Here is a 20,302-nt window from a genome sequence, read left to right as displayed (position 1 = left end):
GCAACACCGTCGAACGCCTTTGTGGTCCGCCGCGGGAACGGCCGATGGCGTGGTCTGCCGGTTCGCCTGCTGGAGCCCCTCTTTGCGGGCTCCGGCCGCGTGCTGGTGTGCGCGTACGATGGTGGAGCCCACCGAGACAGCCCAGTTGAGGTCTTCGTTGGCGTCGGCCTGCGCGATCAGCGCGGTGAACACCCGCTCCCAGGTGCCGTCGACGGCCCACATCCGCAGCCGGTTGTAGACGCCTCGCCAGTTGCCGAACTTCTCGGGGAGGTGGACCCACTGTGATCCCGACTGGAACTTGAAGGCGATCGCGTCGATCACCTCACGGTGATCCCGCCACCGGCCATCCCGTTTCGGAGTCCGATCTGGGAGTAACGGCTCGATTCGCGCCCACTGCGCGTCAGTCAACGGCACACACGAACAACGACCGGCGGGGCTGGTTGGAACGGCGCTGCTGTCAGGCGGTCGGCCCGGCGCGGAGCCGTCGCACGTCCCGCACGAGCGTGTACGAAGCGCTGAGGAAGATCACAACTCCAGCCACGAGCCAGAGGACCGACGCCCCGGAGCGGTACTCACGAACGGCAAGAGCGAGCAGCATCACGCTGGCAAGGGCGCCGAAGGCCGAGATCAGAGCGCTGATGCGGTGAGTCACACGGACATCATCAACGACAACCTCGGCCAGCGGAAGTGATCCAAACGAACCTGCCTAGCTGGTTCCTCCCCCATCGGGCCACGCCACACCGCGAGTTCATCCGCCCTTTTGCGACGGCGTCACGCGGGGCCCGCCCCAGGTCCGGAGCGGGGGCGAGGTCGGCCGGTCGGGTGGGTGAGGGGCGGAGCAGGCGGGCGACGAGGACTGCTCCACCGGCGGTCAGGACCGCGCTGAGCAGGGCGGCGATCCGGAGCTCGTGGGTGAAGGCGTCGAAGGCCGCGTTCCGTAGGGCCTCGGCAGTGCCGGCGGGCAGGTTCCGGGCGGTGTCGACGGCACCGCCCGGAGTGCCCTCCGCGGAGGCCAGTTGTTCGGCGCTGAGGTTCGCCGGAGCCCGGGATTCCATCTGTGTTCGATACACGGCGGTGCCGATGCTGCCCAGAATCGCGATGCCCAGTGCACCGCCGAACTCCGCGGAGGTCTCTGCCAGGGAGGAGGCGGCCCCGGCCCGCTCCGGTGGCGCGGCGGAGAGGATGACGTCGGTGACGACGGCGGCCACGCCGGCGATGCCGAAGGACACCACGGTCAGGGCGCACACGAGGTGGAGGATGCCGGAATCGGACCTGATGACGGTCAGCCCGACGTAGCCGGCGGCCACCACCAGTAGGCCGGCGGTCATGACCCGGGGCTTGCCGATGCGTTGTGCCGTGCCCGCGGCCAGGGCGATGCCCACGGGCATGACGAGGAAGGTGGGCAGCGACCACAGGGCCGACTCAAGCGGACTCATGCCCAGGACGAGCTGCATGAACTGCCAGTTGAACAGCGAGAATCCGATCATGGCGAAGGTGGCCAGGGCGTCGATGAGGAGGGGCACGTTGAACCAGCGGGTGCGGAACAGTGCGATGTTGATCATCGGGTTCCGAGTGGTGTGCTGGCGGTGCAGGAACAGGGCTCCCGCCGTCATGCCCGCAAGGAGGGAGCCGGCCCCTGCCCACCGGATTCCGTGCTCGGCGGTCGTTTTGATGCCGTAGATCACGGCGAGGACCGCCACCAGGGACAACAGGGCGCCGAGCAGGTCGAAGCGGCTGCCCGGCTTCGGGTCACGGAACTCCGGCAGCAGCAGCGGCCCGAGGCACAGGAGCAGGGCCATCACGGGAATGTTGATCAGGAAGACCGAACCCCACCAGAAGTGTTCGAGCAGCAGGCCTCCCACGATCGGGCCGACGACGGCGCCGCCCGCGAATCCGGCCGTCCAGATGCCGACGGCGGTGGCCCGCTGCCGGTCGTCGTGGAAGAGGTTGCGGATCAGCGCGAGGGTCGAGGGCGCGAGCGTGGCGCCCGCGATGCCCATGAGCGCGCGGGTGGCGATCAGCATGTCCGGACTGGACGCCCAAGCGGCCAGGGCGGAGGCGAGATCTCGTCGCCATCATGGTGGAGACCGCGCTGTCCGACACCCCCTGCCCGACACACCGCCACAGAACTGGCGGCACGGTCTCGAGCGCGCCGCCCGCCGCGACTGGGAGCTCTACCACCGCCACCCGTGGATCCTGGCGAAGGTCCTGGTGACAACCCGCGCGCACTTCAGCCCCGCACTCGCGGCGGACAGCGAGAGCGCCTTCTCCTCGTTCGACGGGCTCGGCCTGGAACCTGCAGACGCTTTCCGCTACATGCTCATGTTCGCCTCCTACGTCCAGGGCGTGGCACTGACCTACGTCAGCGACGTGGAGGCCGAGCGGCTGTCGGCCAACGCCGCCCGCCGGGGGGTCGCTTCCCCGGAAGCCGTACGAGCTCCGCTCTTCGCCCCTGGCGCCTATCCACGACTCGGCCCGGCGATGCGCGCGGGCGGCGACCCCTGGGATCTCGACGCGCTGTTCCTCGCCGGCCTTTCCGGAGTCCTCGACGGCATCGAGGCCGACCTCACCCGGCGCCGGCCTCACGGGTCGGCCGGGCTAGGGCTCGCGGCACGCCGTATGTACGGACGCACGGATGCACGGATGCCCACGAGTTCGGCTCGTGGGCATCCGTGCATACACGTGCGTGTCCTGCGGAGTCGGGTCTCACACGCCTGGGGAGTGGGGGTCGTGCGCCGCGCCGCCTGCGCGGTGTCGGCCCGCGGGCTCAGACGAGGGCGGCGACCAGCAGGGCGAAGGCGGCGATGATCACGGCGACGCGGACGTAGTGGAAGCGGTCCCAGCGCTGCATCTGCTCCTTCCAGTCGGCGGGCCGGTTGTCAGGGGTCCACGTCTTGCCCCGGTTGTTGATCGGGACGAGCAGCAGGACCGACATGATCACGCTGACGATCAGCAGCGCACCGGCGGTGACGACGAGGCCGACGCCGTCTTGTCCCCATCCGGCGATGGCCCAGACCGCGACGAGGACGAGCGAGCTGATGTACCAGACCGGCATTACGGCGCCGAGCATCCGGCCCCCGTGGGCGCGGCCTAGTTGGCCACTGTCCTCGGGGAGGGCGTTGAAGATCGGGTTCATGACGAAGGCGACGGAGAACTCCACCCCCACCATCACGCCGACGACCACGGTGGTGAAGACCTCGAGTGCGTTGAGCATGATGACCCCTCCGGGATCTAGCGTTGCTAGCTGATGAGGCAACGCTAGTACTACTGCCGCTCGATTGTCTAGCGGTGCTAGGATCGAATCATGTCGGTACAGGAACGCAAGGAACGCGAACGGGCGGACCGCGAACGCCTCATCGTGGCGACGGCTCGCGAACTCGCCGAGCAGCAGGGCTGGGACGCGGTCACCACCCGCAGACTGGCCGAGCGCATCGAGTACAGCCAACCCGTCCTCTACAGCCACTTCCGCGGCAAGCGCGAGATCATCGGCGCCGTGGCTCTGGAAGGCGCCGCCGAGATGGCCGCGTCGCTACGGGCCGCGACCCGTACCGCCGACGGCCCGCGCGCCCGGGTCGTCTCCCTCGCCCGCGCCTACCTTGACTTCGCCGACGGCAACCCGGCGGTCTACGACGCCATGTTCCAGCTCGACGGCGGCCTGGCGTTCGCACAGGAGGACACCCCGGAACCTCTGAAGGACGCGTTCGCCGCCCTGCTGGAGACCCTCGGGGACGTCGCCGGGGACGGCGTCCACCCGGGACTGTTCACCGAGTTGTTCTGGGCGGCCCTGCACGGGCTGGCCACCCTGACCCGGGCGGGACGGCTGCCGCCGGAGGAGGCCGAGCGGAGGACGGAGCTGCTGGTGGACCGGCTCGCCGTGGTCTGACGCACCGTGCCGGCGGACACGCAGCCGGGGTGTCCTCGGTCGCGGCTGCCCGCCCGCGGCATCGCCCCCGGATGTCCACGACGAGCTTGGGCGGTTTTCGAGCCGGACGCGGTGCGTCCGGACCGGGATGCCACGGCCGTCGAGCGGACTGGTCTTGGGGGCGCCGTGAGTGGCGTAGTGTTGGGCCTACCGACGCGGGGTGGAGCAGCTCGGTAGCTCGCTGGGCTCATAACCCAGAGGTCGCAGGTTCAAATCCTGTCCCCGCTACTGAAGTGACATGAGGCCCGGATCCTGTGGATCCGGGCCTCATGCGTGCTCCTACCGTCGAGTGCGTTCGTCCGTGGCTGCGGCCGAGGGACGCGGCGAGGACCGGGCTGTGGCGCGGTGCCCCCACGGGGCGCTCGCTTCGATCGCTGGGGAGGACAGCCCCAGCGCGGCGTTGTGCTTGCCGTCCTGCATGTGGTTGAGCCAGCGCTCGTACCAGCTGAGGAAGTCCTGTGCCGAGGAGACGTTCGGAGGCCAGAAGCCGTCCGCGTTGCCGGTGACCACACGGCCGGCAAGGGGACCGGTCACTCCGATGAGACACAGATCGCTGCATCCCATCTCGATGATGTGGAGGAACAGATCACCTTGCAGCGCGTCCGGGTGGTCCACATGAGTAAAACCCCGTGGGCTGCCATCCGCCGGCTTCCGGTTCATGGTGAAGAGCCTGCACTCATCCAGGGGAAGAAGACCGTAGAAGGGGCCGGCACCGCTACCTCCGAGTTCGACGAGGAACGCTCGGTAGGCCGCCGGCAAGAGAATGCGGTGCTCCGTCTCGAAGGCGTCGGCTCGCGCAGAGCTGATACGTGGAGCGAGGCGGAAACGGTGGCCCTCTCCACACACGGAGTGGCTGCGCTGCACCTGGTACGGCATCTTCGCCAGCTTGGCGCGTATACGGGGTATGCGGGAGTCCATCGGAGGATCTCTTCTCTCGTCTCCGAGACCCTATCGATCGATCCGGCAGAGACAGAGACAGAGACAGCGCCGTCGACGGTCGAGACGAAGGCGTCCTGTGCCGTCATCCGCCCTCCAGCGGCAGCTCCGCGTCCATCGCGTGCCCGTGGCAGCCGGAAGGCGTCAGTTCGCGCGGCAGAAGGAGCGAACCGCTGTCGTGAAGGCCTCCGGCGCCTCCACGTTGCTCATGTGGCCCACCCCGGGAATCACCACCAGCTCGGCGTGCGGGATCGCGTCCCGGAAGGCGTGGGCGACGTCCAGGGGGGAGCGGGCGTCCCGCTCGCCCCAGAGCAGCAGGGTCGGCACGGTGATCCGGGGCAGCAGGTCCGTCTCGTCGGCCTCGGCCATCAGGGAGAGCTGCGCGGCCATGGTCTCCGGCCGTACGTCCCGGTTCATGGCGTCCAGCAGCGCCGCGAAGCGCTCCGGCGGGCCGTCGGCGTAGAGCCCCGGCAGTGTCGGGTCGATGTCCTCCCGGGGCTCCGCGAGCATCCGCCGCGCCCCCGCGACCCGCGCCGCGACCTCCTCCGGCGGCAGGGAGCCCTTCCAGCCGGCGTACGTGTCCACCATCAGCAACGACCGCACCAGTTCCGGCCGCCACCGGTACAGCTCCAGGACCACCGTCCCGCCCCAGGACAGCCCCGCGACATGGGCGGGACCGAGCCCCACGTCCTCGATCACTGCGGCGAGAGCGCCCGCGAAGTCCGCCAGCCCGAAGCCCGCCGGCAGCCCGCCGGACCGCCCGGACCCCGGCTCGTCCCAGGCCACCACCGTGAACTCGTCCGCCAGCGCCCCGACTTGCGGCTCCCACATCCGCCCGTCGAGCCCGGCCCCGTGAACGAGAACCACGACCGGCCCCCGCCCCTCCCGCGTATAGGCGACGTCGACGCCACCGACCCGCACCACAGCCATACCACCAGGCTAGAGCGTGTCTTGTGGACCAGCGACCCCTCAGCCGCGCGCCCAGACGCACCTGTCAAGCGGTAGTACGTCAGGACCCGGACGGGCCGGATCGGCCGGGTTCGGACGCTCAGAGGACCACGTGGCCCGTGGTGGAGGCCGCCCGGGCGGAGTTCCTGGCTGCGTCCCGGGATGTCGTTCGGTCGAGGGCGTGATCTTCGAGCCTGCCCGTGTCGACCGCTCGTCCGCCGCGGCGGGATGCTCTGCCCGTGCTCGCCGCACGCGACTGCATCCTTGGGACTACTGCGTTCTCGGCCCTGCGGAGGACGATCCCGCCGAACCGCCGCGAGAGGGTTGATCCGTGCGAACAACCATCGGATACACCGTCGAAAGCATCGGCTACGTCGTAGGAGCCCAGGGGCTCGTCAGCTTCGCCTCGCAGACCTTCTTCGGCACGGAGTGGGGCTGGCTGCACAAGATCGTCGACCTTCCGTCCAGCGCGTACCTCGGCTTCGTCGCCGTGGGGCTGGCGCTTGTCGTCGGCGGGGTGAAGACGCGCAAGACACCCCAGCGCCACAAGGCCGTCGCCTGACCGGCGTATCTCTCAGCCCGCAATGCCCAACCGGCAGGGACGAAGCTCGGCCACCACGGGGGCACTCCGCCTGGGCACGGAGGGATGGCGGCGCCCTCCCCGAAGATCGAGAGGACGCACCAGACCCGCCGTTCACCGTCGGCCACGGGAAGCACCGGATCCGCACCGCAGGACGGAACCCGGGAACGGCCCCGGCCCTCGCGTCAGAGCCCTGACCTGCACCTTCACGATGCACACCCTTGAGTGGCGGTCAGGTCAGACTACTTGCCGGTCCCCCCGAGCTGTGCCGCCCACGGGTAGTAGACGAAGGAGAACGCCGCCGGCGCCCCGGTGATCCTGCTCCCGAGCCAGACGTCGTTCGTCAGCTGGATGCCGGAGAACATCGGGTTCGTCTCGTCGTGCAGTTTCCGCTCCATCTGCACGACCAGCTGGGAGCGGGCGCTGTCGTCCTTCGTGCCGACGGCCTTGGCGTAGAGCGCGTCGATGCCGTTGTAGCCGGACTGGTTGAAGGTGCCGCCGGTCACCGCGGTGAGGCCCAGCCAGTCGAGCGGGTTGGGGATGTTCGGCCAGAACTGCGTGTACAGCAGGTCGGTGCTGCCGCGCGTCGCCGGGTCGTACAGGTAGTTCGAGTAGCCGGTCGCGGGAACGACGTCGAGCTTGAAGTTCAGGCCGATCCTGTCGGCCGCGTCCTTGATGGCGACGCCCAGTTGCTGCGTCTCCGGCTGCTGCGGAACCACGAGGCTGATCTGCTTCGACTTCACGTCGCCCGGAACTCCGGCGAGCAGCTTCTTCGCCTCCTCGATCTTCGCGGTGCCGTCGGTCTTGACCGAGTCGGCGTACGTGGTCAGGTCGTCCTTCGCGAAGCCGTACACGGCCGGCACGGTCTGCAGGGAGACGGGGGTGCCCTCCCCCGCGTACACCTGGCCGCCGATGCCCTTCCAGTCGATGGCCGTCTGGAGCGCCTTGCGTACGTCGGCGTTGCCCATCGCGCCCTTCTGGTTCGCGACCACGAGGGTGACGGCCAGCGGCGCGGGGCCCGAGTAGAGCTTGCCCGCCGGGGATGCCTTCAGCTGTGTCAGCGCGGCCGTCGGCGGCTGGTACGTTCCGTCGATCTGGCCGGAGAGCAGGCCGGAGGTGATCGCGGAGTCGTCGGTCAGGAAGGTGAAGTCGATGTTCTTCACCTTCAGCGGCAGCGCCTTGTTCCAGTAACCGTCGTGGCGGCTCACACTGATCGACTGGCCTTGCGTCCACTTGCCGTACTTGTAGGGGCCCGTGCACATGACGCCGACACCCGGCGTACCGACCTTCTTGCCGTGCTGCTCGTAGAACTTCTTCTGGACGACGACACCGGCGTAGCTCGCCAGTTCGTCGTTGAAGAGGTAGTCGGGCGTCTTGAGCTTGACGGTCACCTCGTCGGCGCCCGTCTTCGCTATCGAGGCGACGTTCGCGTACAGGTAGCCGTAGAAGCTCGACTTGTCCGTCATGTTGTGCTGCATGCTCCACACGACGTCGTCGGCGGTCATCGGCGAGCCGTCCCAGAAGGTGACGCCGCTGCGGAGCTTGTAGACCCAGGTCGTCGGGTCGGGGTTCGTGTACGACGTCGCCAGGTTGGGTTTGATCCGGAAGTCCGGCGTCTGGACGAGGAGGGTCTCGCACATGTTCGAGTTGATCATGTTCGGTGTGTAGTCGGCCGACTGGAAGGGGTCGACGGTCTGCGGCTCGCCCTGGAAGACGTTCCAGGTGATCTTGTCGACCGAGCCCGAGCCCGCCGGCGTGAGGGTCGTCAGCGCGTCGGAGGACCCGGCCGTTCCGGTGCTGGAGGGGCCTGAGGAGCAGCCGGCCAGCGCGAGGGCGGCCGCGGCGGTGACGGCGAGTGCCGCCGTCCGTCCGCAGGGGCGGGGAGAGTGCATCGCGGAACTCCTGTTCACTGTCTTGCTGTGAGGGTTTCGGGGTCCCATCCGCTGCGGGGGACGCTGTCGCGCAACAAGCGGGTGTAGGGGTTCTGAGGGTTGTCGAGCACGTCGGCGGTGGGTCCTCGCTCGACGACGGCGCCGTGGCGCATGACGATCGTGTCGTCGGTCACCTGGCGGATGACGCCGAGGTCGTGGCTGATGAAGAGGTAGCTCACGCCGCGTTGGTGGCGGATGTCCGTGAGCAGGTTGAGGATCTGCGCCTGGATCGAGACGTCCAGGGCGGACACGGCCTCGTCGAGGATGAGGACGGCCGGGTCGGCGGCGAGCGCGCGGGCGATGGCGACGCGTTGGCGCTGCCCTCCGGAGAGGGCCCTTGGCAGGGCCGCGAGTTGTCGGTCGTCGAGTCCGACGAGCTCGGCGAGTTCGCTCACGCGCCGCCTGGTCTCGTCTCGGCCGAGCCGGAAATGGACACCGACGACTTCCGCGAGGCAGTCGCCGATGCGCTGACGGCGGTCGAGCGAGGTGTACGGGTCCTGGAAGACGATCTGAACGTCCCGGCCTCGCTCGCGGCGGCTTCGTGCGGAACGCGCCGGCTGGGTGCGGTCCTCGCCCCGGAAGGTGATGCGGCCGCCGGAGGGGCGCTCCAGGCCGATGATCATCCGCGCCGTGGTCGTCTTGCCTGAGCCGGATTCGCCGACGATGCCGAGGGCACCGCCCGGCGCCAGGGCGAAGCCGACGTCGGCGACCGCGGTGGCCTCGGCACGCCCGCGGCCGAACGTCTTGGTCAGGTGCTCGACCACGAGCAGGGGTTCGGTCATCGCTGGACCTCCTCGTCCGAAGGGGAGCCGACGTGCTGGGTGCCGATGCGCTCGGAGCCGACGTACTCGGAGCCGGTGCGCTCAGAGCCGATGTGCTCGGAGCCGATGTGCTCGGAGCCGATGTGCTCGGAGCCGATGTGCTCGGAGCCGACCTCTGAGCCGACCTCGGAGTCGATGCGCTCGCCTGCCATCCGGCCGCGAAGCGCGGGCATCCGGACGCACCGCGTGTCCGACGGACCGATCTGCAGCAGAGGCGGTACGCCCGACCCGCACGCCTCTTCCGCGAAGCGGCAGCGCGGCGCGAACGCACAGCCGTCCGGCGCCTCGTAGGCGGTCGTCGGGTGACCGGTGATCACGGGCAGCCGGTCGACACGTCGGTCGATCTCGGGTCGTGCCTGCACCAGTGCGGCGGTGTAGGGGTGAAGAGGGTCCGTGTGCAGCCGCACCGACGCCTGGCGCTCCATGACCTGGCCGGCGTACAACACGATCGTCTCGTCGCATACGGCGCCGGCGAGCTCCAGGTCGTGGGTGATGAAGAGCATCGCCATGCCGTACTCGCGCTGCATGCGCCCGAGGATCGCCATCACCTCCGCCTGGGTGGTGACGTCGAGCGCGGTGGTCGGCTCGTCGGCGAGGACGAGCCGGGGGCGCGCGGCGACGGCAGCGGCGATCATCACCCGTTGCAGCAGGCCGCCGGAGAGCTCGTGGGGGTACTGCCCCAGCCGACGCTCCGGGTCCGATATCCCGACCTCGGCGAGCAGCTCCTGTGCGCGCTTGCGGGCCGCGGGCTTCGGCATCCGGTCGTTGGTGCGCATCGCCTCGGTGAGGAAGTCGCCGATCGTGCGTACGGGGTTGGCGTGGGCCCGTGCGTCCTGGAAGATCATCGCGACGTCCTTCGCGCGATAGGACCGCAGGGCGTCGGTGCGGAGGTCGAACACCTCGGCGCCGTCGAAGCGGACACCGCCGCGGACGTCGGCGCCGTCGGGGAGCAGGCGCGCGATGGTGCGCACCGTCATCGACTTGCCGGAACCGGACTCGCCGACCAGGCCGAGGGTCTGTCCGCTGTCGAGCGAGAACGAGACGTCGCGCAGCACGGTCCGCGGCTCTCCTGCCACGGGCAACTGGACGGTCAGGTCGTCGACTTCGAGAAGTGCGTTCACGAGCGTGCCTCCCAGCGTTCTGTGAGTCGGTCGCCGAGGATGTTCACGGCACCGACGGTGGCGACGATGAGCGCGCCGGCGAGCAGAGCCTCCTGCGGGTGCTGCCGCAGCACACCGGTCATGCCGGTGCCGACCATCGCGCCCCAGTCCGACGTCGGGGGCTGCATGCCGAGGCCGATGAAGGAGAGACCGGCGAGGTCCATCAGGGCGAATCCGAAGGCGAGCGTGGCGTTGGCGACGATCAGCCCGCCCACGTTGGGCAGGATGTGGCGCAAGGTGATCCGCAGTCCGTGCACGCCCTGGACCCGCAGTGCGGCGATGTACGGCAGTGAGCGCTCTCGCAGTGCGGCGCTGCGCACGATCCGTGCGATGTACGGGATGTAGGCGAGGGACAGTGCCGCTACGGCGGCCTCCAGGCCGGACCCGAAGAGGGCGGTCGCCAGGATCGCGAGGAGCAGTCCGGGGAAGGCGAACACGGCGTCGACGACGCGTACCACCATCTGGTCGAACCAGCCGCCGAACCACACGGCCGCGAGCCCGAGGAGCGACCCGAGGAACGTCGAGATCAGCACGACGAGGAAGGGTCCGATCAACGCCGTACGGGAGCCGTGGACGAGGCGCGAGAGGAGGTCTCGTCCGTTCGCGTCGGTTCCCAGCAGGTGCTCCCCGCTCGAACCCTGGTAGGCACCGGAGAGGTCGACGGCGTTCGGATCGTGCGGCGCGAGGAGAGGTGCGAGGACGGCGAAGGAGACGACGAGTCCGAGGACGGCGATCGCCCCTCGGCCGGTCATGCCGATGCCTGTCGTACGACGCGTCGTCAGCCGGCCGGCCTTTCCGTCCTTGAGGCGTCGCACCGCTGCTGTGGTGCTCATGAGTCCTTCTTCCCGATCGACACGCGCGGGTCGAGCAGTGTGTAGGCGATGTCGATGAGGGTGTTCAGCACGATGAAGGCGGCGACGTACACGAGGCAGATGGCCTGGACGACGGGGAAGTCCTTCTGCTGCACCGAGGTCACGAGGAACTGGCCGAGTCCGCCGAGCTGGAAGACCTGTTCCACGATGACGCTTCCCGCGATCAGGCCCGCGGCGGTGAGACCAGCGACGGTGAGGACCGGGATCGCGGCGTTGCGCATCACGTGTCTGCGGACGACGACCCCGCGGGGCAGTCCGCGGCTGATCGCCGTCTGCACGTGGTCGGCCGACAGCTCCTGTCGGATCGCGGTCTGGGCGAGTCGCGCGACGAACGCGACGGACGCGAGTGCGAGCGCGACCGACGGCAGAACCAGGTGGTAAACCGCGTCGAGGCCCGCCTGGCCGGCTCCGAAGACCGGAAACCACTCCAGGTCGACGGCGAAGACGATGATCAGCACGACGGCTCCGACAGAGGTCGGCACCGCCATGGCGGCGGTCGCGCCGGCCATGGCGGACCGGGACAGCCGGCCGGGCTTGAGACCGGCGAGCGTGCCGGTGGCCAACCCGACCACCAGGACGATCGCGGCGGCCATGAGGACGAGCAGCGTGGTCGTGGAGGCCCGGCCTCCCACCAGCGACTCGACGGGCTGGTGGTAGATGATCGACGTGCCGAAGTCGCCCTGCGCCACGCCGCCCAGCCACGACAGGTACTGCTGCCAGACGGGGTCGTCGAGGTGGTGCTCGGCCGTGATCTGGGCGAGCGCCTCGGGGCTCATGGTGCGCCCGTGCGTGAGATACGTGAGTGGACTTCCCGGTGCGGCGTAGAGCGCTCCGAAGACGACCAGGCTCGCGATGAACAAGGTCACGGCCAGTCCCGCGACGCGCGTCGCGATGAACCGCGGGATCTCTCCGGCGGGTCGCCGCTTCGCCTTCGCCTGCCCTGATCGCACGGGGGCCGTCATGCTCGCGTGGCTCATCGGTCCACCTCCGGCTGCGCGTGGACCACTCGGCCGCCCACGACCGTCCGCAGCACTCGCGTGTCGAGCAGTTCGTCCAGGGGGCGGGTGAAGATGTCCCGGTCGAGAACGATGAAGTCGGCGTACAGCCCCTCGGCGAGACGGCCGTGAAGGTGCTCGGAGCGGCTTGCCCAGGCGGCGTCGCGTGTCGCGTGCACGATCGCGTCCGCCAACGGCAGGGCGTAGTGCGCGATGTTCGCGGGCAGCGAGGGATCCAGTGCCGAACGCCGTGTCGCCGCGATGAACATGTTGGGCAGCGGTGCGTGCGGCGAGGTGGGCGAGTCGGTGCCGAGGACGAGTGTGGCTCCGGCGTCGGTCATCTCGGGCCACGGGAAGCCGCGGTCGACCCGCTCGTCGCCGAGGACGCGTCGCCAGTTCTCCTGGATGGCGGGATCCGCGTGCACGGGCTGCATGCTCGCCGTGATGCCGAGTGCCGCCAGGCGGTCGATGTCCGCGGGGGCGACGACTTCGAGGTGCTCGATGCGGTGGCGCCGCTCCTTGGGGCCGTTGAGGGCGACGGCGTGCTCGACGGCGCTGATCGCGACCCTGGTCGCCTCGTCGCCGATGGCGTGCATGGCGACCTGCAGGCCGGCCGCGTCCGCGGCGGCCACCACCGGCGCGAGTTCGGCGAGGGTCCAGATCGGGTCGGCATTCGTCCCGTTCGCGTAGGGCTTTCCGAGCGATGCGGTGCACCCGTCGACGGTTCCGTCGACCATGACCTTGATGCCGGTCACGCGCAGGTACGGGGTCGACCGTCGGGTGGCGAGTTCGACGGCGCGCTCGACCTGGGCGAGGATTCGGCCTTCGTCGCCGGTGGGCCGGACGCTCCAGAACGCGGCGATCCGGGTGGTCAGGGCGCCCCTCGCGTCGGCACGACGCATCGCCTCGTGGTCGGCTTCGCCCAGCGCCATGTCGGTCGAGCCGGTGATCCCGGACTCGGCGTACGCCGCGAGGGCGACCGCGAGGGCCTCGTCACGGTCGGAGTCTCCGGCGAAGCCGTCGAGTACCGGCCACACGAGCTGGTGCATCGCGGTCTCGTCGACCAGGCCGGTGGCCGCGCCCCGCTCGTCCCGGTGGACCGTGCCGCCCGGCGGGGACGCCGTGGTCTCGTCGATGCCGGCTTCGGCGAGCGCTGCCGAGTTGAGCCAGATCGAGTGGAAGTCGTACGCCTGCGCGTAGACGGGCCGGTCGGCGACGACGGTGTCGAGCATGCCCCGATCAGGTACGCCGCCCGGGATGTCACCGTGCTTCCACCCGGTGGCGAGGATACGAGGTGCGTCGGGGTTCTCCTGCGCCCATGTCCGGATGCGCCGCTGGATCTCCTCCACCGTGTTGGCGCCCCAGAGGTTCACCTGGCCCGCCGCCTCGCCGGTGCCGACCACATGGGCGTGGCCGTCGACGAATCCGGGGAGTACGGTCGCGCCGTCGAGGTCGTGGATCAGGGCGTCCGGTCCGGCCACGCGGGCGGCGGTGGCCTCGTCACCGACGTAGGCGAGGCGGTCGCCCACCACGACGAACGACTCGGCCCAGGTGCGTCGGTCGCACGTGAAGACACGGGCGTTGCGGTAGAGATGCGCGGGGACGGGAGCGGGGATGGTCACGTCGTTGTCCATCGGGTTCCTCAGAACTGATCGAGGCCCTCGCGGGCCGCGGTGTCGGGGTTGCCGGTCCGGTGGTCGAGGGCGAAGCCGGGAACGTCGAGAGATGCCGTGAGCAACGTGCCCCACTGTTCGTGGCCCGGCCGGGATGCGTCGGCGTGGACGCACACCACTGCCGCGGCGCCGTCGCTGCCGCAGAAGGCGGCCGCGCGCTCCGGTCCGGAGTGACCGGTCATGCTGCCGCGTACGGCGCGTGCGTGCTCGTACCGCTCGACCGACATCGATTCCGGGGTGCCGGAGTCACCGTCGGCGAGGCCGGGGTCGAGGAAGTGGTTCGTGTGGATGACCCAGCCATCGGTGTCGGGCTGCACCACGGCGAGTCCGGAGGGCGACATCTCGATGGAGGCCGCCGCGGCGCGGCCGTCCCGGTAGGTGACGACGGTCAGCACGGTGGACGCGCTCAGGCGCGCGGAGGCGATGATGTCGCGGGCCTCCGCAACCGTCGTCGCCTCCTCGAGGACGCGACGCGCGACGGCATGGACGGGCACGCCGCCGGTCGCGTCGTCGGAGCGGTGCCGCAGGATGTTGAAATGCAGGCCGAGGCCGGCGTCGTTCACCCCGATCTTCGCGGCCGTGCCGAACTCGGTGAAGAGCTTCACCCGGCGCCCCGTCCCGGTCACCAGCGACAGCAGGAGACCGTCAGGCGTGAGCGAGTCGTGCCAGTCCCACGTCTGGATCGTCTCGGGTGGGCCGCCGACGGGCGGTACGTACACGGCGGTCGTGCACTCGCCCTTCCCGGACGCGGGCGCGGCGGCGAGTACCTCCGTCCGTGCGCCGACCGCGGCCACCTGCCACGGCTCGATTCCCGACGCCTCGGCGATTCCGTCGGACTCCACGGCCAGGCCCGGGGACCAGTCGCGCAGGGCGTCGTAGCTGTGGGCGGAGATGTCGCGAACCGTCGTTTCCGGAACGCCCAGAACCTTGAAATGCGCCAGGTAGCGGGCGCTGACGTCACGCACCTGGTCCGCGTAACGCGTGCCGATCTCGCGGCCGCGGTCGTGGGGGTCGGTGGTGGTCGTACGCAGTGTGTGCAGCTTCATGTTGCTCTGAAACCTTTGCCTTGTGAGGCCCATCACAGAGAGGGACGGGCGACACGCTAGGTAGGTAAAACGTTTAATACAACGGTCTTCCTCGCGTCACTTTCCGCTTCCCTGTTCCCCTGTTCCCCTGTTCCCCTGGAGGTCGCCATGGCTCGGTCGAAGGGCGTCACCATTCGCGACGTCGCCCAGCGGGCGGGTGTCTCCGTCGCGGCGGTCTCCATGGCGCTCAACGGCACCGGGACGCTGAGCGCCGCCACGCGGCTGCGCGTCCGGGCCGTCGCCGAGGAGATGGACTACCAGGCCGACGCCCTCGCGCGCGGCCTGCGACGTTCGTCGGTCGGGGCGATCGGCCTCGTCATGCGATCACTGGACTCGCTGGGCGAGTACGCGCCGCGGGGCGTCGACGTGTTCGCCCGCTACATCGGCGCCGTCTCGGCGCAGGCGATGAACCGCGGTCTCAGCGTGATGCTCGTACCCGACCCGACCAAGCGGCCGACACCCCCGCTGGCACTGTCGCTCGACGGGTACATCGTGACGATGCCGCACGTGGACGACCCGGTGGTGGAGCTCCTCGAACGGCGCGACATCCCGTACGTGACGCTGGGACGCGACCCCAGCCGCCCGGAGTTCACCGACTGGGCGAACGAGGACGAGTCCGCGAGCTTCCGGCGGATCTACGAGCACTTCGCCGCGAACGGCGCCCGGTCGATCGTGCTGTTGCGCGGAACCGACCCCAATGCCTGGAACATGGACAGCGAGGCGACGTACCGCGCATGGTGCGAGGGCGCCGGGATCACCCCGCGCGTCCACACGTCGGCCGAACGCGCCGGCGAACGCGGTGGCGAGGACATCGCGCACGCGATCGTCGACGAAGGGGTCCCCGACGCGATCCTCTGCCACACGGGCCGCCAGGCGGCCGGCGTGCTGGTGGGCCTCACAGCTCGCGGCGTCTCCGTGCCCGACCGGACGATGCTCGCCGCGGCTTCCGACTCCGAGCACACCCGGCACAGCCGCCCCGCCATCTCGGCGGTCGAACTCCACGCCACGGAAACGACATTGGCGCTCCTCGACCTCCTCCAGGCCCGCATCGCGGACGAACCCGGCGCAGGCCCGGTCCTCACCACCTCCCGCTTCCGAATCCGCGCCTCGTCCCGCCGCAACCACCCGAGCGCCTGACGGCTGCTCAGGCGGGGACGCGCGCTCTCCGACTCCGCACCGTCAGAGGACGGACGGCTGCCGACCAGGACATCGACACCACAGACGCCGTGCCACCGCTTCGGATCCGCGACCGCGCGGTCGGGCTGAGGTGGGGAGCCCTACGCTCACGACCATGGATCCCCAGATGGCATTCGGTGACGACCCGTTCCCCGCCGGCGAGCCCTGGGATGTGGTGTTTGACGCGTTGTGGGTGTCGCACAGCGAATTCTGGCTGGTCGCCGGAGCCGGACCTCGCGCTGACGTCGTGAGCGCGATTCCTGAAGGTGACTCAGTAAAGGCCAATGGGCAGGCAGTCGGTGTGCCCACGCTCAGTCCTGGTACACGGGTCGCCGTTGCACTCTCCGTCTGGGAGGACCCTGCGCCAGACGGGAAAGGTGTCCTGCTGGGCACGTCCCGTATTGAAGCGCCTGACAGAGAGGTCTCTCTCGTCAATGTGGAGGGACGGGAACCCGGACCTGTCTTGGTACTGCCTGAGGCGGACGACCATCAGGTGAGGGTATGGCGGTGCCCCGACAGCCCTGAGCGGTACGACATCCGACTGTGGCCATGCCCCACCCCGGAGTGAGGCGCGATGGCTCTTTGACCACGAGGCGTACGCGAACCACCAGGACTTCCCGATCTCCCAAGTCGGAGATCGCGCCTTATCGGGGGTAGGCGCAAGCGGGCTCACTCCAGCAGCCTGAGCGGGCGGCAAGAGAGCTGTGCCCCCGCCTCGTGCGGGGCCGGCGTCGGCCCGCCTCCGGTGATGGGGGCGCGACGGTTGCCGCGCCCCTGATCACTCAGTGCCTCTCGGTCGAGCCACTCCTCAGAGCTGGGTGATCGGGCGCATCGCGAGCCCCTCGGTGCCGGCCCAGCCGTTCACCCGCGCCGCGTCGTCGACGGAGACCGTGTCGAGGCCGTCGGGCAGGTCGAAGATGAGCGTGCCGCGCAGCTCGGTGCCCTCGCCGGCGACCAGGGTCGCGGTGAAGCGGTCGGACTGGTCGTACTCCGCCTCACCACCCTCGTCGTTCCCGAAGACGTACAGGCCGGCGTATGCCTTGCCGCCCCCCTCGACGACGACGGGCTCGGTGTCCGGCTCCCCGAGCGATTCGACGATCGGGGCGTCGTTGCCGGCCTTCAGCCGGACCTGCGGGGCCTCGTTGAGGACGCACGGCGTCTTCGCGTTGTTGGTGACGGTCAGCAAGAAGTGACGGGGGGTCTCCGCGCGCTCGTCCTGGAGCTCGACCGCGGTGGTGAGCCCGTCCGCCTTACAGTCCGCGTACTTCGTGCCGTTGCCGCCGCCGGTCTCGCCGCTGTCCCCGGTCTCCGCGGCCGTCGGGCTACTGGTACCGGTACCGGTACCGGTACCGGAGTCCCCCGTGGGCGCGGTGGTCTCCGGGGCACTCCCGCCGGCCGACGCGGAACCCGAGGGGGCGGCGGTCGACGGGGCAGCGGTGGTCGGCGGCGCGGCAGCCTGGTCGTCGCCCTGGCAGGCGGTGGTCGTCAGCAGAGCCGCGACCACGGCCGCCCCCAGGACAGCGCCGCGCAGGCCCCGACGCGGTGAACCGTCTCTGACCGTCTTCGAGTTCATGCCGTTCTCTCTTCCCCCGTGACCGGCCCGAAGCCGGCCCGTATGCAAGCGACATCGCTATTGTTGCCGCTCGGGGAAGCCGGTTCACCAGCATCCCGCGACTGTTACAGCCCTCGTACGAACCGGCAGTCATGACGTGACCTGGTCACGGAAGGCCTCGGCCGGTCCTCTTCCGATTCGGTCGGGGGCTGTTCGACGTCCGGGATACTGGTCGCCCATGGACGAGGTCAAGATCGTCGTCGCCCATTCCGAGCGCGCGACCCTGCGCGTCGGCGACGTGTTCCTGAAGGTGGATGCCGATCAGGCGCGCATCGACGTCGAGGTCGAGGCGATGTCCCGCGCGCCGGTCCCGACCCCGAAGGTCCTGTGGCGCAAGCCGCCCGTGCTCGCGATCGCTGCGGTCCCAGGGACGACGCTTGGGCGCCTCGGCGGGCCGTCGACCGGGTCGTCGGCGGCGTGGGCCGCGGCGGGCGCCGCCATCCGGAAGCTGCACGACGCGCCGTTGCCGCCCTGGCCGGGCCGGCCGGACCGTCGTCGCGCTGGCGGCGGAACTCTACGTCGAGTGCGAGTTGCTCGTGAGGAACGGCTGCTGGCAGTTCGCTGGCTGATCGAGCACGGCTTCGACCCGTTCGCACCAGGCTGTGAGGTCGACGTGCTGAGATCCCGGGTGTGAGGCCAGGGATCAGTTGGGTGACGTCGTTTCGGTTGCCTCCGGCAGTGGTCACGGCCAACCCGGAACAGGAATGAAGCTCGGCCACCACGGGGGCGCGCCGCCAGGGCACGCCGGGGTGACGGTGCCCTCCCAGAAGATCGAGACGGCGCACCAGGAGACACCCAGGAGCATCACTGTGAGGGCAGCGGCATGAAGAAGGGGACGGTTTCCGAGAAGGGCGCCCACCGCGACCCAGACCAGCAGTAGGACCGTCCAGAGGCCCGGGATGAACAGCCACAGCAGGAAGCCGCTGTTGGCCGCGTTGTTCACTCCCACGTCACAGGCGTTCCACGACCTGCCGAGAAGCAGGGAACTGGACACCGCGAGAACCATCGCCACCGCCGCCCCGAGACATCCATGCAGCCGTCGACGTGCCACAAGCCCCCCGTTCACCGTCCGCTGCGACAAGCATCGGCTGTCGATCGACGACGGGGCAACACGCACACGAAGCTCCTGCACTCGTGACGGTGTGACTCAATGCGCAAACTGCTGCCGTCCCGCGCTGGTCGGGGGCTGGTCGTTGGCGTCGGGAATCTGCCAGAGGATGGTGCCCGTTCCTGCTGGACTAGTGGTCGCACTCTGCATGTGATGCCCAACTCAGGACGGGATTCATGTCCACAGCAACCACCACTTCTGTCCCCTCTCCCGCACCACCGGATCGCTCGGCCTTGGTTTCCTGGCTGGCTGTGATTTCGGTGATGCTGGGGATCTTTTCGATCGTCACCACAGAAATTCTGCCGATCGGCCTGCTGACCTCGATCGGATCGAGTTTCACCATCTCGGACGGAATGGCTGGTCTCATGATGACCATGCCAGGATTCCTGGCCGCGGTGTCAGCACCCTTGGTCACGGTGGCCACCGGGCGCGTCGACCGGCGGGTCATGTTGGGTGTGTTCATCCTCTTACTGGCGCTGGCCAATTTCCTGGCCGCCATCGCGTCGAACTACTGGCTGGTCCTGGTCTCCCGCGTCATGGTGGGGGTCACCATCGGCGGCTTCTGGTCCATCGGAGCCGGGCTCGTCGGCCAGCTCGTACCTGCCAAGTCGGTGGGCCGCGCTACCTCGGTGATCTTCTCCGCGGTACCGCTCGGCTCCGTACTCGGGGTACCGCTGGGCACTTTCATCGGTGACATCGCGGGCTGGCGGACGGCGTTCCTCGTCATGGGCGGCTTCACGCTGGTCGTCCTCGCCCTGCTGCTCCTGTTCGTCCCGCCGCTCCCCTCCGACCGGGCGACGCGCCTCGACGTCCTCGGCGGCATGCTCCGGAGCGTCAACACCCGCTTCGCCCTGGTGATGACCTTCCTCGTCGTGCTCGCTCACTTCGGCACGTACACGTACGTCACCCCCTTCCTGGAGCAGGTGACCCAGGTGAGTTCGGGTCTCATCACGGTCTATCTGCTCGTCTACGGAGCAGCCGGAGTAGCCGGCAACTTCCTCGGTGGATCAGTTGTGGGGCGCTATCCGCGGGCCGCTTTCGGCGTGGCCGCCGCGTTGATCGCCGGTGCGACCCTGCTCCTCCCGGTCCTCGGCCGGTCGGACGTGGGAGCGGTAGCACTGCTCATCGTCTGGGGCGTCGCGTACGGAGCCGTGCCGGTCTGCTCGCAGACCTGGTTCGCCAAGGCTTCGCCCGACTCCCCCGAGGCGTCCTCCGTCCTCTTCACCGCCTCCTTCCAGGCCACCATCTCCATCGGGGCCCTGGCCGGAGGGGCCGTCCTCGACCACTCCTCACCCTCGACGGTCATGGTGCTGGGTGGATTGGCAGCCGTCCTGATGGTGCTGGTGGCCTGGGGCCACTGGGCGGGGAGGTTCCCCTCGCCCAAGGGTTCCTAGGGCGTGTCCGCAATGTCGGTCGGTCGTTACTCCGTTCGTGGTGCGACGTCATGAACTGACTGATCAGGCCTGGGAAGTGATCGGGCCGT

General features: G+C 69.5%; 19 protein-coding genes, 1 tRNA gene and 2 pseudogenes. 7 read left to right on the top strand and 15 right to left on the bottom strand.

Annotated features, from left to right (window positions below):
• Nucleotides 1-81: 81 nt before the first annotated feature.
• The 3 genes and pseudogenes from ACFC0G_RS38155 to ACFC0G_RS38145 all read right to left on the bottom strand — a co-directional run.
• Nucleotides 82-414 (bottom strand): annotated as a pseudogene (locus tag ACFC0G_RS38155) (IS5 family transposase); the annotation flags it as partial.
• A 43-nt stretch (nucleotides 415-457) separates the two neighbouring features.
• Nucleotides 458-652 carry a hypothetical protein gene (locus ACFC0G_RS38150; protein ID WP_376413222.1) on the bottom strand — a complete coding sequence of 65 codons (195 nt, stop codon included), beginning with the start codon at nucleotides 650-652 and terminating at the stop codon, nucleotides 458-460.
• Between the two features lie 10 nt (nucleotides 653-662).
• The gene (locus ACFC0G_RS38145) at nucleotides 663-2,051 is read right to left on the bottom strand and encodes an MFS transporter (RefSeq protein ID WP_376413243.1); all 1,389 of its coding nucleotides are present in this window, start codon (nucleotides 2,049-2,051) and stop codon (nucleotides 663-665) included.
• Here ACFC0G_RS38145 and ACFC0G_RS38140 point away from each other — a divergent pair.
• Nucleotides 1,993-2,808, top strand: coding sequence for a TetR/AcrR family transcriptional regulator C-terminal domain-containing protein (locus ACFC0G_RS38140; RefSeq protein WP_376413220.1), 816 nt, complete (start codon nucleotides 1,993-1,995; stop codon nucleotides 2,806-2,808). The genes ACFC0G_RS38145 and ACFC0G_RS38140 overlap by 59 nt on opposite strands.
• On the opposite strand, the gene ACFC0G_RS38135 is transcribed toward ACFC0G_RS38140, so the two are convergent.
• The gene (locus ACFC0G_RS38135) at nucleotides 2,768-3,214 is read right to left on the bottom strand and encodes an anthrone oxygenase family protein (protein WP_376413218.1); all 447 of its coding nucleotides are present in this window, start codon (nucleotides 3,212-3,214) and stop codon (nucleotides 2,768-2,770) included. The two genes, ACFC0G_RS38140 and ACFC0G_RS38135, sit on opposite strands and share 41 nt — an antisense overlap.
• Nucleotides 3,215-3,304: 90 nt before the next feature.
• Here ACFC0G_RS38135 and ACFC0G_RS38130 point away from each other — a divergent pair, with 90 nt between their 5' ends.
• Together ACFC0G_RS38130 and ACFC0G_RS38125 are read left to right on the top strand one after the other, a co-directional pair.
• On the top strand, nucleotides 3,305-3,883 hold the full coding sequence (locus ACFC0G_RS38130) for a TetR/AcrR family transcriptional regulator (RefSeq protein WP_376413216.1): 579 nt from the start codon (nucleotides 3,305-3,307) through the stop codon (nucleotides 3,881-3,883).
• A 193-nt stretch (nucleotides 3,884-4,076) separates the two neighbouring features.
• Nucleotides 4,077-4,150 (top strand) — tRNA-Met (locus ACFC0G_RS38125).
• A gap of 51 nt (nucleotides 4,151-4,201) precedes the next feature.
• Here the strand turns inward: ACFC0G_RS38125 and ACFC0G_RS38120 are convergent.
• Entirely contained in the window at nucleotides 4,202-4,840 is a 639-nt protein-coding gene (locus ACFC0G_RS38120) for an SMI1/KNR4 family protein (RefSeq protein ID WP_376413214.1), read from the bottom strand.
• Nucleotides 4,841-5,002: 162 nt separating this feature from the next.
• Nucleotides 5,003-5,788, bottom strand: coding sequence for an alpha/beta fold hydrolase (locus ACFC0G_RS38115; RefSeq protein ID WP_376413212.1), 786 nt, complete (start codon nucleotides 5,786-5,788; stop codon nucleotides 5,003-5,005).
• A 349-nt stretch (nucleotides 5,789-6,137) separates the two neighbouring features.
• On the opposite strand from ACFC0G_RS38115, the gene ACFC0G_RS38110 reads away from it, so the two are divergent.
• Complete coding sequence (locus ACFC0G_RS38110; RefSeq protein WP_376413211.1) at nucleotides 6,138-6,368, top strand: hypothetical protein; 231 nt, start codon at nucleotides 6,138-6,140, stop codon at nucleotides 6,366-6,368.
• Nucleotides 6,369-6,628: 260 nt separating this feature from the next.
• Here ACFC0G_RS38110 and ACFC0G_RS38105 read toward each other — a convergent pair whose 3' ends face one another.
• Genes ACFC0G_RS38105 through ACFC0G_RS38075 form a run of 7 tightly spaced genes read right to left on the bottom strand, consistent with a single transcriptional unit; the run spans nucleotide 6,629 to nucleotide 14,884 of the window.
• Nucleotides 6,629-8,278, bottom strand: coding sequence for an ABC transporter substrate-binding protein (locus ACFC0G_RS38105; RefSeq protein ID WP_376413209.1), 1,650 nt, complete (start codon nucleotides 8,276-8,278; stop codon nucleotides 6,629-6,631).
• Nucleotides 8,279-8,292: 14 nt separating this feature from the next.
• A complete protein-coding gene (locus ACFC0G_RS38100) occupies nucleotides 8,293-9,099 on the bottom strand; it encodes an ABC transporter ATP-binding protein (protein ID WP_376413206.1) in 807 nt (268 codons plus the stop codon).
• On the bottom strand, nucleotides 9,096-10,259 hold the full coding sequence (locus ACFC0G_RS38095) for an ABC transporter ATP-binding protein (protein WP_376413204.1): 1,164 nt from the start codon (nucleotides 10,257-10,259) through the stop codon (nucleotides 9,096-9,098). Before ACFC0G_RS38095 ends, ACFC0G_RS38100 begins: the two co-directional genes overlap by 4 nt.
• The gene (locus tag ACFC0G_RS38090; protein ID WP_376413200.1) at nucleotides 10,256-11,131 is read right to left on the bottom strand and encodes an ABC transporter permease; all 876 of its coding nucleotides are present in this window, start codon (nucleotides 11,129-11,131) and stop codon (nucleotides 10,256-10,258) included. Before ACFC0G_RS38090 ends, ACFC0G_RS38095 begins: the two co-directional genes overlap by 4 nt.
• Nucleotides 11,128-12,147: an ABC transporter permease gene (locus tag ACFC0G_RS38085; RefSeq protein WP_376413197.1), complete on the bottom strand. Its 1,020-nt coding sequence runs from the start codon at nucleotides 12,145-12,147 to the stop codon at nucleotides 11,128-11,130. The genes ACFC0G_RS38090 and ACFC0G_RS38085 overlap by 4 nt, the downstream gene beginning before the upstream one ends.
• Nucleotides 12,144-13,799: an amidohydrolase gene (locus ACFC0G_RS38080; protein WP_376413195.1), complete on the bottom strand. Its 1,656-nt coding sequence runs from the start codon at nucleotides 13,797-13,799 to the stop codon at nucleotides 12,144-12,146. The genes ACFC0G_RS38085 and ACFC0G_RS38080 overlap by 4 nt, the downstream gene beginning before the upstream one ends.
• A gap of 8 nt (nucleotides 13,800-13,807) precedes the next feature.
• Nucleotides 13,808-14,884 (bottom strand): C45 family autoproteolytic acyltransferase/hydolase, encoded by a 1,077-nt coding sequence (locus ACFC0G_RS38075; protein ID WP_376413192.1) that lies wholly within the window; start codon nucleotides 14,882-14,884, stop codon nucleotides 13,808-13,810.
• A gap of 147 nt (nucleotides 14,885-15,031) precedes the next feature.
• Here ACFC0G_RS38075 and ACFC0G_RS38070 point away from each other — a divergent pair, with 147 nt between their 5' ends.
• Nucleotides 15,032-16,060 (top strand): LacI family DNA-binding transcriptional regulator, encoded by a 1,029-nt coding sequence (locus tag ACFC0G_RS38070; RefSeq protein ID WP_376413189.1) that lies wholly within the window; start codon nucleotides 15,032-15,034, stop codon nucleotides 16,058-16,060.
• A gap of 847 nt (nucleotides 16,061-16,907) precedes the next feature.
• Here the strand turns inward: ACFC0G_RS38070 and ACFC0G_RS38065 are convergent.
• Complete coding sequence (locus ACFC0G_RS38065) at nucleotides 16,908-17,672, bottom strand: DUF4232 domain-containing protein (RefSeq protein WP_376413186.1); 765 nt, start codon at nucleotides 17,670-17,672, stop codon at nucleotides 16,908-16,910.
• 217 nt (nucleotides 17,673-17,889) lie between these two features.
• Between ACFC0G_RS38065 and ACFC0G_RS38060 the strand changes: the two are divergent.
• Nucleotides 17,890-18,345: pseudogene (locus tag ACFC0G_RS38060) on the top strand (hypothetical protein).
• A 48-nt stretch (nucleotides 18,346-18,393) separates the two neighbouring features.
• Here the strand turns inward: ACFC0G_RS38060 and ACFC0G_RS38055 are convergent.
• Nucleotides 18,394-18,705 carry a hypothetical protein gene (locus tag ACFC0G_RS38055; protein ID WP_376413183.1) on the bottom strand — a complete coding sequence of 104 codons (312 nt, stop codon included), beginning with the start codon at nucleotides 18,703-18,705 and terminating at the stop codon, nucleotides 18,394-18,396.
• Nucleotides 18,706-18,995: 290 nt separating this feature from the next.
• On the opposite strand from ACFC0G_RS38055, the gene ACFC0G_RS38050 reads away from it, so the two are divergent.
• Nucleotides 18,996-20,213: an MFS transporter gene (locus ACFC0G_RS38050; RefSeq protein ID WP_376413181.1), complete on the top strand. Its 1,218-nt coding sequence runs from the start codon at nucleotides 18,996-18,998 to the stop codon at nucleotides 20,211-20,213.
• Nucleotides 20,214-20,302: the final 89 nt, after the last annotated feature.

Source organism: Streptomyces sp. NPDC056169 (assembly GCF_042268445.1).
Taxonomy (GTDB): Bacteria; Actinomycetota; Actinomycetes; order Streptomycetales; family Streptomycetaceae; genus Streptomyces.
Note: the sequence above shows the minus strand (reverse complement) of the source record. Positions and strands in the feature narration are given on the sequence as shown.